This is a genomic window from Vibrio sp. 970 (genome assembly GCF_033339075.1).
This window is the reverse complement of the sequence record NZ_JAWOTW010000005.1, coordinates 311,365-327,896: the sequence shown is the minus strand read 5'-3', so window position 1 is coordinate 327,896 and position 16,532 is coordinate 311,365. Positions and strand designations below refer to the sequence as shown.

General features: G+C 44.9%; 17 protein-coding genes. 13 read left to right on the top strand and 4 right to left on the bottom strand.

The genetic code is table 11. The features are described from left to right. Nucleotides 1-45 precede the first annotated feature (45 nt). On the bottom strand, nt 46-483 hold the full coding sequence (locus R7Q11_RS10365) for a DUF2383 domain-containing protein (RefSeq protein ID WP_005379194.1): 438 nt from the start codon (nt 481-483) through the stop codon (nt 46-48). A gap of 361 nt (nt 484-844) precedes the next feature. On the opposite strand from R7Q11_RS10365, the gene R7Q11_RS10360 reads away from it, so the two are divergent. Genes R7Q11_RS10360 through R7Q11_RS10345 form a run of 4 tightly spaced genes read left to right on the top strand, consistent with a single transcriptional unit; the run spans nt 845 to nt 3,086 of the window. Continuing rightward, nucleotides 845-1,093, top strand: a complete 249-nt coding sequence (locus R7Q11_RS10360; RefSeq protein WP_005379196.1) for a hypothetical protein — start codon at nt 845-847, stop codon at nt 1,091-1,093. A gap of 48 nt (nt 1,094-1,141) precedes the next feature. Next, nucleotides 1,142-1,654, top strand: a complete 513-nt coding sequence (locus R7Q11_RS10355) for a phage holin family protein (protein WP_005379198.1) — start codon at nt 1,142-1,144, stop codon at nt 1,652-1,654. Continuing rightward, complete coding sequence (locus R7Q11_RS10350; protein ID WP_005379200.1) at nt 1,644-1,970, top strand: hypothetical protein; 327 nt, start codon at nt 1,644-1,646, stop codon at nt 1,968-1,970. The genes R7Q11_RS10355 and R7Q11_RS10350 overlap by 11 nt, the downstream gene beginning before the upstream one ends. A 45-nt stretch (nt 1,971-2,015) precedes the next feature. Next, nucleotides 2,016-3,086 (top strand): AI-2E family transporter, encoded by a 1,071-nt coding sequence (locus R7Q11_RS10345; RefSeq protein ID WP_005379202.1) that lies wholly within the window; start codon nt 2,016-2,018, stop codon nt 3,084-3,086. Nucleotides 3,087-3,104: 18 nt separating this feature from the next. On the opposite strand, the gene R7Q11_RS10340 is transcribed toward R7Q11_RS10345, so the two are convergent. Continuing rightward, the gene (locus R7Q11_RS10340) at nt 3,105-5,552 is read right to left on the bottom strand and encodes an EAL domain-containing protein (RefSeq protein ID WP_225466421.1); all 2,448 of its coding nucleotides are present in this window, start codon (nt 5,550-5,552) and stop codon (nt 3,105-3,107) included. A 194-nt stretch (nt 5,553-5,746) separates the two neighbouring features. Continuing rightward, nucleotides 5,747-6,652 carry a DMT family transporter gene (locus R7Q11_RS10335; RefSeq protein WP_225466420.1) on the bottom strand — a complete coding sequence of 302 codons (906 nt, stop codon included), beginning with the start codon at nt 6,650-6,652 and terminating at the stop codon, nt 5,747-5,749. Between the two features lie 168 nt (nt 6,653-6,820). Between R7Q11_RS10335 and rmuC the strand changes: the two genes are divergently transcribed. From rmuC to tatC, 7 genes are all read left to right on the top strand, one after another. After that, on the top strand, nt 6,821-8,353 hold the full coding sequence (rmuC, locus tag R7Q11_RS10330; RefSeq protein ID WP_225466419.1) for a DNA recombination protein RmuC: 1,533 nt from the start codon (nt 6,821-6,823) through the stop codon (nt 8,351-8,353). Nucleotides 8,354-8,430: 77 nt separating this feature from the next. Further along, on the top strand, nt 8,431-9,210 hold the full coding sequence (ubiE, locus tag R7Q11_RS10325) for a bifunctional demethylmenaquinone methyltransferase/2-methoxy-6-polyprenyl-1,4-benzoquinol methylase UbiE (protein ID WP_017635022.1): 780 nt from the start codon (nt 8,431-8,433) through the stop codon (nt 9,208-9,210). Between the two features lie 11 nt (nt 9,211-9,221). Next, nucleotides 9,222-9,857 (top strand): SCP2 domain-containing protein, encoded by a 636-nt coding sequence (locus tag R7Q11_RS10320; RefSeq protein WP_005379213.1) that lies wholly within the window; start codon nt 9,222-9,224, stop codon nt 9,855-9,857. Further along, complete coding sequence (gene ubiB, locus R7Q11_RS10315; RefSeq protein WP_005379226.1) at nt 9,854-11,488, top strand: ubiquinone biosynthesis regulatory protein kinase UbiB; 1,635 nt, start codon at nt 9,854-9,856, stop codon at nt 11,486-11,488. The genes R7Q11_RS10320 and ubiB overlap by 4 nt, the downstream gene beginning before the upstream one ends. 52 nt (nt 11,489-11,540) lie before the next feature. Continuing rightward, nucleotides 11,541-11,786 (top strand): Sec-independent protein translocase subunit TatA, encoded by a 246-nt coding sequence (gene tatA, locus R7Q11_RS10310; RefSeq protein ID WP_005382958.1) that lies wholly within the window; start codon nt 11,541-11,543, stop codon nt 11,784-11,786. A 3-nt stretch (nt 11,787-11,789) separates the two neighbouring features. Continuing rightward, a complete protein-coding gene (gene tatB, locus R7Q11_RS10305) occupies nt 11,790-12,188 on the top strand; it encodes a Sec-independent protein translocase protein TatB (RefSeq protein WP_017635021.1) in 399 nt (132 codons plus the stop codon). A gap of 68 nt (nt 12,189-12,256) precedes the next feature. Continuing rightward, entirely contained in the window at nt 12,257-13,009 is a 753-nt protein-coding gene (gene tatC, locus R7Q11_RS10300) for a twin-arginine translocase subunit TatC (RefSeq protein WP_005379234.1), read from the top strand. 459 nt (nt 13,010-13,468) lie between these two features. Here the strand turns inward: tatC and R7Q11_RS10295 are convergent, their stop codons facing one another. Further along, on the bottom strand, nt 13,469-14,230 hold the full coding sequence (locus tag R7Q11_RS10295; protein ID WP_025768294.1) for a TatD family hydrolase: 762 nt from the start codon (nt 14,228-14,230) through the stop codon (nt 13,469-13,471). 184 nt (nt 14,231-14,414) lie between these two features. Between R7Q11_RS10295 and hemB the strand changes: the two genes are divergently transcribed. Both hemB and R7Q11_RS10285 read left to right on the top strand, forming a co-directional pair. After that, complete coding sequence (hemB, locus tag R7Q11_RS10290; RefSeq protein WP_031777176.1) at nt 14,415-15,476, top strand: porphobilinogen synthase; 1,062 nt, start codon at nt 14,415-14,417, stop codon at nt 15,474-15,476. A 127-nt stretch (nt 15,477-15,603) separates the two neighbouring features. Next, nucleotides 15,604-16,038, top strand: a complete 435-nt coding sequence (locus R7Q11_RS10285; RefSeq protein WP_005379245.1) for a GNAT family N-acetyltransferase — start codon at nt 15,604-15,606, stop codon at nt 16,036-16,038. Nucleotides 16,039-16,532: the final 494 nt, after the last annotated feature.

Genomic DNA, 16,532 nt, shown 5'->3' with positions numbered 1-16,532 from the left:
TCTTTGCTCAATACTGAGCTTTATTGCAAAGGCGACCACCAAGTTTTAGCTAATAAGGCTGATGCTGCTGAGTTTTTCTTTGCAGCTTTTTATATCGCTACGAACTTTCAGCAGAACCGAGTTATCCGCCTGCTCTGGGTGGGAAGTAATCAAATTCTCAATCTCTTTGAGTACCTTGCTTTCGACACCTTCAAGCTGTTCTAAATACATAGACTCTTTGTCAGAGGACACTTCCTTCATCACGTCGCTGTAGACCTCACGCGCCTTGATGGTGTAGGAAACCGGAGTGTCGTCGGCAGATTCTTCATTGTTACTTGCTAGAGAGTAGGGAGTGAGCTCAATGACTGCACGCTCACGTACTCTGAGCAGTTCTACCAACACATTATTCAAAGAAGTGTTGTCGATGTTCTCGATGGCCTTGTTGTAAATTTCATTTCCGCTTTCGATAAGCTCAATGATTGAGGCGATGTTTTCATTTTTCATATGCCACTCCTTATTTACTGGTGATAGGGGTGTTTGAGCGTATGGAATACAAACACGATGTTTCATCTTTAATTGCAGGTTGTATGCCAATGAATTTTAAGTCTTATTAATCAGTGACTTAATGTCTTTTTTTGCAATAACTTGCTAACAGTCGGTAAGGCGCTAAGAAAAAATTACAAGAATGGCGGGGAAAGCTTGGAAAGAATTACACGTACAGATACGGCTTTTTATCGAAATGAAAATAAAATTAATAAAAAACAATAACTTAAAATTCTGGCATGGATATGGCTTTGTAGGGAGTAAGTGAGGTCAAACATTGTTTCACTTGATTCACTATTCAACTCATTAATGGAGGCTAGTTATGGCTACTACAAAAGAAAGCACAGTAAAACCTCAAGAGCAGTTAGAAGAAGCATATCACTTAGCGGAACAAGCCACGACGGAAGCCGTTGGCGCGATGAAAGACCAAGCCAAAGAGAAGCTGGATGTCGGTGCACAGCAAGTTCAGCAGGCGACTAAGTCGGCAGAAAATGTAATCAAGGAGCGCCCATTGCTGAGCATAGGCTGTGCCTTCCTTGCTGGTTGGGCGGTTTCGAAGCTGATCAAATAATAGTGGTCACCAAGGATTAAGCCACTCAACAGAAAGGCGAGGCTTCACATGAATAACTCAGGGCAAGTTACCAATCAGCAATCAGGCTCGGCGGCTTCAGACAGCGGCCGAGCCCCTGATGGGGCAGAAGAACAGGATATCCAACAAACCATTAATGGTTTGAGCAGCATTCTTGCGCAATTGGACCAACTGACGAAATCGCTAAAAGCATGGTCAGGTTCAACGTTGGATTTGTTCCTCTTGGAGATGAAAGTTAACGTGTCCGCAGTGCGTCAGATTTTGCTGTGTACCGTTGTTTTTACCCTATTGTCGGTATTGTTCGTATTCAGTTTGTGCCTTGCCTCTGGGGTGGTGGCTTATCAGTTAACTGCCAACGTATATGTTGCCGTGGGTGTATTTATCACATCATTAGGCTTGGCATTATTTGCTTTAGCCTGGTGGCAGAAGCGTTTAGTTGGATTTCTTGGATTCAAAAATACGACAGAACAATTACAGGAGGGGTGGGATGCGCTCGCTACAAAAGCTCAATCGAGCCATGCGGATCAAGCGGATGGAAGGTAAAGCGTCTCTAGAGCAATGCTGTTTGTCGATGGAAATGTTCACGTTTACCACCAAGAAGTTTGTGAGAGAAAACCCTTGGACGACATTAGGCATTAGTGCTGTCGTTGCCGTTACCGCAGCAAAAGCAGGTCGATTGTCTCGACTGACTTCTTCTATTTCGTCAATGGGGCTATTGGTTAGCAGCGTGTCTGATATTACCGATTCGCTCACAAAGCCGGTCGCGGCAGCTTCTCTGGATGAGTCAGATGCGGAGCAAAATGGAAATGCAGCAACACAAGTAAGCAACGCTGCGACGACAGAGGGCGAACCACTCTAATAGCGGATTTCACCGCAAAATTTTCTTACCGATTCTGAGCTTATTATGACAGCGAAATTGAACATTCCTGCCAACACTGCGATTGGTGCAACGCTTCTCGTCCTGTTACTCGTCCCAGGGCTGTATTTTGCCAAGCCAATATTGTTACCTATTGTGCTTAGCACCTTTATTTCTCTGCTGTGCAGTCCTTTCATTAATTATCTTGAAGACAAAGGCTTACCACGTGCTATTACCGTCGTGTTGACGCTGTCATTCCTCGTTGGCGCTTCAATTATTGGTCTTGCCGCCATGTCGGAGCCCGCCAAGCAATGGTGGTCTGAGCTGCCCAGTATCGTGAAAAATGTGTCGCAAGAAGTAAGCGAAGTTACTAAAGCTTCGGCTGATCACCTTAATACTCCATTGAATATCGCCAACGATATGAGTATGGATGAGGTCGGGAACAACACCGTATTTTCTTTGGTAAAAACGCTCGCGACCACTACGCCGACGATTTTGACACAAGCGATGATCGTGCTGTTTATGGTTTACTTTATGCTCAATCATGGACGAAGCTTATTTCGAAAGTCAGTGTCTTACTTACATGGGTTCGCCAAACAGCGCCAAGCGATTGAGTTGGTCAAAGCGCTACAGAAAGACCTATCTCGATACATTGGCACCATCACTTTAGTGAATGCTGGGCTGGGGTTGAGTGTCGGGGCCGTGTTTTTTGTTCTAGGCCTTGAAGATCCATTTCTATGGGGCGCATTTGCAGGTGTGATGAATTTTGCGCCGTACCTCGGCCCTGTCATATCCATGGTGAGCTTTGGCTTTGTTGCTTATCTTCAGTTGGAGTCGGTCAGTTTTATGCTGACGGTGGTGTCTATCTATTTACTGCTCAATTTGATTGAAAGTCAGTTTGTTACACCAACACTATTGGGGAAAAGGTTTAACTTAAACCCGTTAGTGATTTTTGTTTGGCTTGTTTTTTGGGGCTGGCTTTGGGGCGGAATGGGACTATTGATCGGTGTGCCGTTGCTGGTTTGTATCAATATTTTGGTTGATCGTCTAGAGCTATGCCAATCAACCCAAAATCAAGCAAAGCAAATCACCTCCGCGGACGTGGCACCGCGAGAGTGACTTGAGGAGCAAGCTGGTTCAATGAAACAGTTTTTCAGCGCTCACTGGCTGACTAAATAAATATCCCTGACCATAAATACAGCCTTTTTCGAATAAATAATCGGCTTGTTCCCGAGTTTCTATCCCTTCCGCGACGACTTTCAACGACAGCGTTTTTCCCATGGCAATAATGGCATTCACAATCGCGTTGCTGTCGCTATTACTTGGGACATCACTGACAAATGAGCGGTCAATGTTCAGTTTGTTGATTGGCAAACCTTTCAAGTAAGACAAAGACGAATAGCCAGTTCCAAAGTCATCCAGAGAAATCTCAATACCCAGCTCTCGTAATTGATTTAACGATGCAATGGCTTGTTGAGGGTCGATCAGTAAAAAGCTCTCTGTGATCTCCAAATCTAACCGTTGGGCAGGGTATCCGGTGTTATCGAGGATAGTACTTAATCGCTGAATGAAATTTGACTGCTGAAGCTGCAACGCAGAAACATTGACGGCGATTTTGCCAAACTCGATGCCTTGGTCCAGCCAAGCATTACCTTGCAAACAAGCTTGTTGTAACACCCACTCACCAATACTTTGAATCAGCCCTGTTTTTTCTGCAATTGGAATAAAGTCTGCTGGTGGTACAAGGCCAAACTCTGGATGCTGCCAGCGTAATAAAGCTTCCACGCCGACAATCGAATTTTGTTCCAAGTTGTATTGCGGTTGGAATTCTAACCGGAGTTGTTGTTTTTCTATTGCTTGATGCAAAGCGGATTGAATGCGTACATGGGATACGGATTTATCGGTCAAATCCGGTGAGTAAAACGCGTAGCCGTTGCGTCCATTTTTCTTCGCTAAGTACATCGCGGTGTCTGCGTTTTTCAGTAAGGTTTCACTGTCTTGACCGTCTCTTGGGTACAAGGCAATACCAATACTGGTCGAGACACGAAGTGAGTCGTGGTTTGCCAAGTCGAATGGTTGCTGGAATACGCTTAGAATATCGCCGACGGTTTCCAGTAAGGCAACATCACTATGGATGTCTGGCAAAATAATCACAAATTCATCGCCGCCAATGCGAGCCACATGCGCATTGAGGTGAAGAACATCTTGCAGACGAATCGCTAACTTAGACAGCAGTTGGTCACCACAGAAGTGGCCCATGCTATCGTTGATGTGTTTGAAATGGTCGATATCTAAGAATAGGGTGGCAAACGTCTGCTGGTTTTTGTGTCCGGTTTCGATGTGTTGTTCGAGTAAGCTGAGTAAATGGGTGCGATTAGGTAGATTGGTTAATGGATCGTAAAAAGCCATGCGCTGCAGCTTTTCTTCGTGTGCCTTACGCACAGAGATATCTTCAAACACACAAATGTAGTTAATAAGGTGGTTTTTATCGTCCATTACGGCGCTAATGGTCGCTAATTGCGGATAAATGCTGCCATCTTTCTTTCTGTTGATGAATTCGCCTTTCCATTGGCCTTTGTTTTCGAGTTGATGCCACAACTGTTGATAGAAACCTTGATCATGATGGCCTGAGCGCAGAATTCGTGGGTTTTTTCCTATCACCTCTTCAGAGCGGTAACCTGTAATTTGGGTAAAAGCCGTGTTTACATCAATGATGTTGGCATTGCGGTCTGTAATGACCATGCCTTCTTGCGAATTGTTGAAAATTTGGGACGCTAAGGAGAGCTGCGTTTCTACCATTTTTCGGCGGGTGATGTTACGTGTCATCCCCAGAATGCCGATTAAGTTTCCCGCATGATCACGGACAGGAGACTTAATGGTTTCTAGCCAAGTGGGGTTATTGTTTTCATCAATTTGACGGCATTCTTCAACAATATTTTGCGTGCCCGTGGCTACCACCAATTTATCGGCATCAATGAATTTTTCCGCACGTTCATGGCTAAACAGAGCAAAATCGTCCTTTCCAATGATTTCACTGTTGGTTTTTTGCCACGCATTTTCTACGCTTCGGTTGGTCATCGAATAAAGACCATCCATGCCTTTTATCCATACGTGGTCTTCAAGGCAGTCGATAAACTCTTGTAGTGTTGGTGTTGGCTTTATTTCCGCGCTTTGATGTCGCGTTTGTTCTTGCTGACAGTACAAGTTGATATCAAAGCTGATCCGCCCCGCCATTGCGCTTAGCCATGCCGAAACAACCGTTGATTGATCATTAGGGTGAGTCAGTGTCAGTACGGCAAGCAATTCGCCATTAGGTAGCCAAATCGGTCCAATGCTCAAGGTTTGCTCTTCAAAGGGGGTATGGCTAACTGTAAAATCTGTCGGCGTAAAGTGATCGACAACTTGCGTTATCACATCGATGATAGCACGATGATTTTGGGTTGAGGTGGACACCTCAGTCGATAGCCACTGCTGAGTATCGCTCAGAGTATAAAGCTGTCCCTGAGCTTGAGTTACATCACAGCATTGTCGCAGAACGTGTTGCCAGTCTGCCATCAAAGGCGAAGGAATAGCGAAGCGAAACATAATTAATAACGAGTCCTAAATCGCCCAAAGGTAATTATATTAGAATCTAGCGTAAGCTATTGGGCTTTGTGAGTATCGTATCTAACGCGTAGCTAAATCCTAGCAGCGTAAAGTGCTTTCTATCATTAAAATGTTATCTATATCTCTTTTTTATCCAACTTATTGCATCGTTTTTTAGGGCTTTGGATAGGTGATTAAGAAGCGTTTACCGCTTTGGTTTTCTTGCCCCATGAGACTTGCTGAATGACTAAGCCACTGATGATCAATACCAGGCCAATCAAGGTTGAAGGATGAATTTCTTCGCCGATGATGGTAGCTAACAACATGAGTGAGATAAATGGAGAAGCAAAGATCAGATTACTGATACGCGCGGTGTTTTGCGTTGATTTGAGTGCGCTCAGCCACAAAACGAAAGTGATCCCCATTTCAAACAATCCGACATACGTCACCGCTGCCCAGCCTTTAATTGAGATTGCCTGCCAGCTCGCACCTTCATAAAGACTTAAACCAATGGCGAATGGAATAGCGACCAAAAAGCCGAGCAGAACGCCAACCACAGGGTCGGCCTTATTTTTGGTATTTAAAATCCAGTAACCGGCCCACAGCAGCGTTGATAGCAGCGCAAGACCAACACCCAACGGGCTCTCAAATTCCATGCCTAAAAGATTGCCTTGTGTGGCAATCACTATCACGCCGACATAACTAAAACCGCAAGCTAGCCAGTCCTTACCACGGATCTTTTGTCCTAAGAAAACAGCAGCCATTAGCGTTAAGGTGATGGCCCAGCTGTAGTTGATCGCTTGAGCCTGAGATGCGGGCAGCAAGTCATATGCTTTGAACAGAATAACGTAATACGCCAAAGGGTTAATCAACCCAAGCAGTAGGTAATACCAAGGGTTTGAGAAAAATGTAGCGCTTAACTGGCCCAGTTTACCTTGCACACCACAGATTACTGTTAGCGCAATCGCAGAGATGATGCTGGCAATACATAGCATTTGAATCGGCGTAAATTCTGCCAACGTGAGTTTAAATGCGGTTGCAACGGTAGACCAAAGTAATACTGCTGAGAGCCCAAATCCTAGGGCGCGACGCTCGTTCATGATGCCTCTGCGTGATGATGTGCCGCTCGGTTTGGATAATTTGAGCGGAAGAAAGAATATTATAGGAAGGCCTAGTGTATGCGAGGATTTTTCATCCAACAAACTGGACATTTATCCAGTGTCTAAATACCATTGTTATAGATACAAAACACAGGCTAACTCGCTATTATGCAATGGATTCTTGAGTACCAATCTCTCATTCTCTCTTCTCTTTGTGCTGCCACGCTTAGTGGTGTCGCTGCCGGTTGGTGGGTGAAACAGCGTTTTATCACCCAAACTCAGCTTCTCGAGCAACAACTTTTTTCAGAAAAACAGCTTCATCAACAGCAACTTGAACAGGTCAAGCAAAGCCTTGCCGATGCCCAGCAAGAGTTGGATGAATTAGATGATGAGCGCGATAAAGCCGCGTTTGAAGTACGCCAAACACATGGAAAGCTGATGGCAGCAATGGAAAAACTGCGTTACTTCGAGGCTGTAAAGCAAGAGCGCCAGCAATACTTTGATGAGCTTGGTCAAATGCGTGAACACAAATCACGTCTAGAAACGCAGCTGCGTGAACAGCAAGCTCGCCATGAGCAAATTAACCAAGCTAATGCCGAAAAACTGCAAATTTTAGAACAAGCGGAAGCACGCTTGAAACAACAATTTGAGCACTTGGCCAACCAATTGTTTGAAGAAAAAACCGTGAAGGTCGATTTGCAAAACCGTCAGAGTTTAGAAGGCTTGTTGTCACCGCTTAGAGAACAGTTAGAAGGGTTCAAAAAGCACGTTAATGACAGCTTTAGCCAAGAAGCTAAAGAGCGCCATACCCTAGTGCATGAGCTGAAAAACCTGCAACGTTTGAACGAGCAAATGACGCGCGAAGCGGTTAATTTGACCCAAGCGTTGAAAGGGGACAACAAACAGCAAGGTAACTGGGGCGAAGTGGTGCTCGCTAGGGTACTTGCCGAATCTGGCTTGCGTGAAGGGCACGAATATCAGACTCAGGTGAACTTACAAAATGAAGCAGGCAAGCGTTACCAACCTGATGTCATTGTGCATCTCCCACAAAACAAACAAGTGGTTGTGGATTCTAAAATGGCGCTGGTTGCCTATGAGCGCTACTTCAACGCCGAAACTGATGCTGAGCGCGATCAGGCTTTGAATGCGCACTTAGCTGCTCTACGTGCACATATCAAAGGGTTAAGCATGAAGGACTACCACAAACTCAAAGGTATTCAGAGTTTGGACTATGTTCTGATGTTTATCCCGGTTGAGCCGGCGTTCCAAGTCGCGATTCAAGCCGATCCAAGTTTGATCAAAGACGCGATGGAGCAAAACATCATTTTGGTGAGCCCAACAACGTTGCTGGTGGCACTGCGCACCATTGATAATCTATGGCGCAATGAACGCCAAAATGAAAACGCCAAAATGATTGCGCAGCGTGCGACAAAACTCTACGACAAATTACGATTGTTTGTAGACGACATGGAGGGGCTCGGCGGTGCGCTGGATAAGGCGAATCAAAGCTATCAAGGTGCGATGAACAAGCTTGCCACAGGGCGCGGAAATGTGATTCGCCAAGCCGAAAGCTTTAAACACTTGGGAGTTGAAATTAAACGACCGATTTCTTCCGACCTCGCGCAGTTAGCGCAGAGTGATGCATTTTCAGAAAATGACCCGTTAGTAGAAAGACATCCGGCTGAGGATAAAGTAAACTAATCGCCCGCAGTGCAGTGGGCGATTTTATTTGTCAACAAACGCCCCGTAGAGGAAAGCGCTGCCTAAGAGGAATTAGAATGACGGACACAAGTTTGCAATCCAATACAGCGTTAGAGAATGAAACCACTCACTTTGGTTTCTCTACAGTGGCAAAAGACGAAAAAGTGACTAAGGTTGCCGAAGTATTCCACTCCGTGGCAACAAAATACGACATCATGAATGACCTGATGTCAGGTGGTATTCACCGCCTTTGGAAGCGCTTCACTATCGATTGTAGTGGCGCTCGCCCTGGCCAACGTATTCTTGACCTAGGTGGTGGTACGGGGGATTTGACGGCGAAATTCTCGCGCATTGTTGGCGATGAAGGCCATGTCATCCTTGCCGATATCAATAACTCAATGCTTAACGTTGGTCGCGATAAACTGCGTGATAACGGTATTGTGGGTAACGTGCATTACGTTCAAGCCAACGCAGAAGAACTGCCGTTCCCAGATGATTATTTTGATGTCATCACCATCAGTTTTTGTTTGCGTAATGTGACTGACAAAGACAAAGCGCTTCGTTCAATGTTCCGCGTACTGAAGCCAGGCGGCCGTCTATTGGTGTTGGAATTTTCAAAACCAGTGCTAGAGCCGTTATCGAAAGTATACGACGCATATTCATTCCACTTGTTGCCGAGAATCGGTGAGCTAGTTGCGAATGACTCAGAGAGTTACCGCTACCTAGCGGAGTCAATCCGTATGCATCCAGACCAAGAAACGCTGGAAGGCATGATGCAAGAAGCAGGTTTTGAAAACACCAAATACTACAACTTAACTGGTGGTATTGTGGCTTTGCATCGCGGTTATAAATTCTAAGGGTTAACGGCATGCCATTTGAACCACTTATCACCGCTGTGATTGAAACGTCACTGAATACACTGATCAAAGACGACCCTGCATTGGGCCGTCGTTTAGCGCGTCTAAAAGGTCAAGTTATTCAAGTTCACCTGAAAGAGATCAATAAAACACTGACATTCGTTTTTAGTCAGCAAATTGATGTGCTCGGTCATTACGAAGGGCAGCCTAACTGCTATCTATCGCTCAACTTGAGTGTGTTACCAGAGCTGCGCGATCAGGCCAACATCACTCGTCTTATTAAACAAGATAAACTTGAACTCGAAGGCGATATTCAATTGGCGCAGAAATTCTCTCAGTTGATGGTGGATTGCAAACCAGATGTTGAAGAGTGGTTGTCTCGCGTGACTGGCGATGTCGCCGCACATACCTTTGTGCAAGGTTCAAAAAACATCGGCAACTTTCTTGCGTCTCAAGCAGAAAAACACCAGCGTCATCTTGCGCAAGTAGTGACTGAAGAATGGAAACTGGCTCCCGCTCCGTTAGAAGTGGCCTATTTCTGCGACCAAGTTGATGAGGTTCGCAGCCAGGCTTCTCGCATTGAAGCTCGTTTAACGGCTTTGCTGAATAAGCTGGATGCAGATAAGCCTGCATTGGAGAAACCATGACGCCAGCAGAACTAAAGCGCTTATACCACATCGCCAAAGTACAACTGGAATACGGCTTAGATGAGCTGCTTCCCGATCACCAACTGACCAAAGCGCCGCTTTTACTGCGCAAAAGCTTGTTTTGGATTAAGAACAAGCACCCAGAAAAACCACTCGGTGAACGTCTGCGTTTAGCACTGCAAGAGCTGGGGCCGGTTTGGATTAAGTTCGGTCAGATGATGTCGACGCGCCGTGACTTATTTCCTCCGCATATCGCTGATCCCCTAGCTTTACTTCAAGACCAAGTCGCTCCTTTTGATGGCGAGTTGGCAAAAAAGCAGATGGAGCAAGCATTAGGTGGTCCGTTAGAAAAATGGTTTACCGAGTTTGATATCAAACCACTGGCGTCTGCGTCGATTGCTCAGGTACATACTGCGCGCATAAAAGACACTAACCAAGAAGTGGTATTAAAGGTTATCCGCCCAGATATTCGCCCAGTCATTGATTCAGATCTAAAACTGATGCACCGAATGGCGCGTATAGTCGCCGGAGCGATGCCTGAAGCACGTCGTTTAAAACCAGTTGAAGTCGTGCGTGAGTACGAGAAAACCCTGCTTGATGAACTCGACTTGCGACGTGAGGCGGCGAATGCCATTCAGTTGCGCCGCAACTTTGAGGGCAGCGAAGAATTGTATGTTCCTGAAGTTTTTCCCGACTTCAGTAATGAAACTGTCATGGTTTCTGAGCGAATATATGGCATTCAAGTCTCTGATATTGAAGGCTTGAAAGCAAATGGCACCAATATGAAATTGCTCGCGGAACGCGGTGTGAGTGTGTTCTTCACTCAGGTGTTCCGAGACAGCTTTTTCCATGCCGATATGCATCCGGGTAATGTGTTCGTCAAACCCGAACATCCAGAGAACCCAATGTGGATAGGGCTAGATTGCGGAATCGTTGGTACACTTAATAGCGAAGACAAGCGTTATCTGGCGGAAAACTTCCTGGCGTTTTTCAATCGTGACTACCGCCGAGTGGCGGAGTTACATGTGGATTCAGGGTGGGTGCCTGCGGATACCAATGTCGATGAGTTTGAGTTCGCGATTCGCATTGTGTGTGAGCCTATTTTTGCTAAGCCATTGTGCGAAATCTCCTTTGGTCATGTGTTGTTGAATTTGTTCAACACGGCACGTCGATTCAATATGGAGGTTCAGCCACAGCTTGTACTGTTGCAAAAAACGCTGTTGTACGTGGAAGGGCTTGGTAGGCAGCTATATCCTCAACTTGATTTGTGGGAGACCGCAAAACCATTCCTGGAGGAATGGATGATGAATCAAGTTGGGCCGCAAGCTCTAGTGAATGCGATTAAAGACCGCGCACCATTTTGGGCAGAGAAATTACCTGAACTGCCAGAGCTACTTTACGATAGCCTGAAACAAGGTAAAGCGATGAATCAACGTATGGATCAGCTTTATCAAGGGTATCGCCAGAGCAAGCGCCAGCAGGCGACAGGAAAGTTTTTGTTTGGCGTTGGCGCGACTTTAGTCGTATGCTCGGCAATATTGGTGAACGATGCTTTTGAGCAGCTTTCGTTGGCCTGCGGTATCGCAGGTGTCACATTTTGGCTGCTTAGTTGGCGAGCTTATCGTCAATAGACGTTAAACTCTTGAAATATTTTTGTTTGTTTAAAGACCCGAGGTAAAGAGAATGGGTGGTATCAGTGTTTGGCAACTTCTAATCATTGCTGTAATTGTTGTATTGCTATTCGGAACAAAGAAACTACGCGGTATCGGTGGCGATCTGGGTGGTGCCGTTAAGGGCTTCAAAAAAGCGATGAGCGAAGATGAACCTGCGAAAAATGACAAAGACGCAGACTTCGAACCAAAAAGTCTAGAAGAGCAGCAGAAAAAAGAAGCTGCTCCTGAAACGAAAAAAGACAAAGAGCAGGCGTAAAACGTGTTTGATATCGGTTTTTGGGAACTGGTATTAATATCTGTTGTTGGTCTGGTCGTTCTTGGGCCGGAGCGTTTGCCTCATGCTATTCGCAGCGTGTCTCGCTTTATCGGTGCCGCTAAGAGTATGGCAAATAGCGTCAAAGACGAATTGTCACACGAGCTGAAAGTCCAAGAGCTGCAAGAAAACTTGCGCAAAGCAGAACAAATGGGGATGGATGATTTGTCCCCTGAGTTGAAATCTTCAGTTGAAGAGTTGAAGAAGGCAGCGCAATCTGTAAATCGTCCTTACGCAAAGAACACCGATTCAGAGGCTGAGCCTGTAAAAACAGAGCCAGCAGTCGAAGAGGCCGTGAAAGCGCAAGAGAGCAAGGTTACAGCGGCAGATAAGAAAGCCGAATAGTCTCATTAGGAGGAGCTACTAGTGATTGGTAGCTCCTTTTTGATCTGGTTTTTAATAAGAGGTTTGCCATGTCTACCGTCGAGCAGACACAACCTTTAATTAGTCATTTGTTGGAGCTTCGCAACCGACTACTGCGTTCAATCCTCGCAGTGTTGGTCGTGTTTGTTGGACTAATTTATTTCTCTAACCACATTTACGAGTTTGTTTCCGCACCTTTAGTAGAGCGTCTACCTGAAGGCGCGACCATGATTGCTACGGATGTAGCGTCACCTTTTTTTACGCCACTTAAGCTGACGTTAATTGCTTCGGTATTTATTGCGGTGCCTTTTATCTTGTATCAAGTGTGGGCATTTGTAGCGCCAGGTTTGTACAAGCATGAACGTCGATTGATCATGCCACTGCTGTTTTCGAGTTCGCTATTGTTCTACTGTGGAGTGGCATTTGCCTACTTCGTGGTATTTCCATTGGTGTTTGGCTTCTTTACCGCTATCTCTCTTGGTGGAGTAGAGTTTGCAACTGATATCTCGAGTTATCTCGACTTTGTGCTGGCGCTATTTATGGCGTTTGGTATCGCATTCGAGGTGCCTGTTGCGATTATTTTGTTGTGTTGGACTGGGGCCACTACACCAGAAGATTTAAGACAGAAACGTCCTTATATTATAGTGGCTGCGTTTGTCGTAGGTATGGTGTTAACGCCACCAGACATGATCTCGCAAACCTTACTCGCTATTCCGATGTGTTTACTGTTTGAAGTCGGTTTGTTCTTCGCGCGTTTTTATACTCGTCGAAGCGAAGAAGTAGAAGCGGAAACCGAAGAATAAGGCTAATCTAGATGTGAAAAGCGGCTCAATTGAGCCGCTTTTTTTGCGGTTGGTTTTTTCTTGGGCTAATTACTTAACTTTCATGACGTAACCACATTTTGTGCATACGTATACTTCCTTGATGCCCAGCAGCTTTTGAAAAAAACTGCGCGGTACGCGTTGTAAGTAAGCACCATGTGTACACACTTCAACTTCCATATTCATGCTGTTTTACATTTGTGCTAATTAATGGGCGTAAATCAGTATAGAAAAATAATGTGTCGAGTTGTCGACAGTTTTGCAAAGCGGACGAAGTAAAGTGACGATATGAGAAGTAAGTAGAGTTGCTAGTTAATTATTATGTTTATCAATAATTTTGTATGGATTGTTCTACTATTTCAACGGGTTGAATCGTTCATTCAATAGTTTAGGTGATAAAAAAGCGACGTTGATTTCGTCGCTTTTTTCAATTCTCGTGAATTAAATATTAAACAGCTTTTTGGCATTCTCAGTCGTTATGGCATCGATGGTTGCGATGTCGACATCACGCAAGTCGGCAACACGTTGTGCAACGAGAGAAGTGTAGGCTGGTTCATTACGTTTACCACGGTGTGGCACAGGCGCTAAATATGGACAGTCGGTTTCTAAAATGACCCACTGCATATCCAAATGTGGAATGACTTTATCCATCCCGCCATTCTTAAAGGTCGATACGCCACCCAAGCCTAAGTGGAAGCCTAGCTCATTGATTGATTGCGCTTCTTCTAAGCTGCCTCCAAAACAGTGGAATACACCACGCAGACGACCATCTTGCTCTTGTCTTAGCAAAGTGAGTGTTTCTTCAATCGAATCACGAGTGTGGATAACGACTGGTAAGTCCATCTCTTTTGCCCAGTTAAGTTGAGCTACGAACGCCATTTCTTGCTCAGCACGATAGGTTTTATCCCAATACAGGTCGATACCGATTTCGCCCACCGCAATAAACTTGTGTTTCTCAAACCAACCGCGGATGATCTCCAACGTTTGTTCAACATTGCTGTCCACATAACAAGGGTGGAGTCCCATCATTGAGTGGCACACGTCAGGATATGCCGCTTCGGTTTGTAGCATGGGCTCAATAGAGTCCAGATCGATGTTTGGCAACAGGATTTTATTAATGCCTTGCGTTAAGGCGCGTTGTACTACTTCATCGCGGTCGTTATCAAATTCGCTGGCATAGATGTGCGCGTGGGTATCGATCATCGTTACTCTCTGTGCTTCATAGTTGGTTTCGTATTCGAAGTATACTTGAGTGTGAGTGCTGGGTCATTTTCAGTTTTTTTCATTACCTTTTTCCAGATTGTCACTCGCAACATGCATCAAGAGTGATATGATTTTGTTCACCAGATGATTTGATCATCATAACCGTCCAGACAAGGAGAAAATGGTGTCTGTATCAATTCAAGGTCCATTCCCTGCACGCCGTATGCGTCGTTTACGTAAGCACGATTTTAGTCGTCGTTTGATGGCTGAGAACCAACTTTCTGTTAATGATCTGATTTACCCAATGTTCATTCTTATGGGTAAAGATCGTCGTGAGAGCGTGGAGTCCATGCCGGGTGTAGAGCGTTTGTCGATTGATTTAATGCTAGAAGAAGCACAATACCTTGCAAATCTAGGCGTTCCAGCAATCGCGCTTTTCCCTGTCGTAAACCAAGACGCTAAAAGCTTATGTGCTACTGAAGCCTACAACCCAGAAGGTTTGGTTCAGCGAGCAGTACGAGCACTTAAAGAACACATTCCTCAAATTGGTGTAATCACAGACGTGGCACTCGACCCATTCACGACACATGGCCAAGACGGCATCATCGATGAAGATGGCTACGTAATGAATGATGAAACCACAGAAGTATTGGTTAAGCAGGCTTTGTCTCATGCAGAAGCGGGTGCTGACGTAGTCGCGCCTTCAGACATGATGGATGGCCGAATTGGTAAGATCCGCGAAGCATTAGAAAACGCGGGCTACATTCATACTCAAATCATGGCTTACTCGGCTAAGTACGCATCGAACTACTACGGACCATTCCGTGATGCGGTTGGCTCTTCTTCAAATCTAAAAGGCGGCAACAAGAAAAACTACCAAATGGACCCAGCAAACATTGATGAAGCGATTCACGAAGTGGCGCTAGACATCAATGAAGGTGCGGACATGGTGATGGTTAAACCTGGTATGCCATACTTAGATGTAGTTCGCCGAGTAAAAACTGAACTTCAAGTACCGACATTTGCTTATCAAGTCTCTGGCGAGTACGCGATGCATAAAGCGGCGATCATGAATGGCTGGCTCAAAGAGCGTGAAATTGTGATGGAATCACTATTGTGCTTCAAACGTGCAGGTGCAGATGGCATCTTAACATACTTTGCGAAAGACGTTGCTGAGTGGTTGGCAGAAGAGAATGCACAAACTGCTCAACACCTAAATCGTACTCCGGAAGCGACAGAAGAGTAATTATCGCTCAGTGAGAAATACCAGACCAACAAGAGTTGTTCGTCTGTATATACCCAAGTAACCTCAGGCGGATTACAACAGTAACAATCCAAGGTGCTTGGGTATTTTTATTTTGGAGAAGAGAATAATGACAATGCTGATTCGTGAAGGCACATTGGAAGAAGCACTTCAAGTTGTGGCGCGTGTTACCGAGTTTTCGAAAGGAGAAACGGTAGACTCCATGACTCAACGTTTAGAAGAGAAAAACAGTTTAATCCTCGTTGCAGAAAAAAATGGCACGATTGTCGGCTTCAAAATAGGTTACGAATTAGAGGATGGTGTTTTCTATAGCTGGTTAGGTGGTGTTGTCCCTGAAGCTCGAAATGAAGGCGTGGCACAACTGCTTTTGGAAGCTCAAGAGGATTGGGTGGCAGAACAAGGCTACAACACATTAAAAGTGAAATCTCGAAACCAGTTTCCGGCTATGCTTCGCTTGTTATTGAGAAATGGCTATATAATTGAAAAGTTTGAAGAAAAAGTAAATCTTCGAGAATCTCGAGTGCATTTCATTAAAGCAATGTGAAAATAAATGAGATTTTTTCTCATTTAACTGTTGACTACGAAATGAGAATCATTATTATTAAACCTGTCTTAGGGAATGAGGAAAGTTCACAAGGACGTTGAGTGACTTATTAACAGAAGTTAATTAACTGAAAGTTGAGAAGTGATGAAACATTTTTCCGAGAACTTGCACGAATTCTTTTTGACACGACATTGCTCACATTGCTTCCAGTGTAATTTATAGCTTCTTGGTTAAGCTGCTCTATTTACAGAATTTGCTTTACCACTTCTGCTAGGCGACCCCATTCGGGTCGCTTTTTTCTTTTCTACGATTTCTATTTGACGTCACTATTAATATCTTTTCCACATGCGATGATCATTTTAGGATCGTTGATCTTCTCGCCGTTATGCGAATTTGTTGTTATTAATCAATGGTTTGGGTTGGTGTTTTCTTGTGTTTTTTGTTATTGGATAACCAGTGGATAATTTCTATAAACAGAGTTATCCACAGGAAGT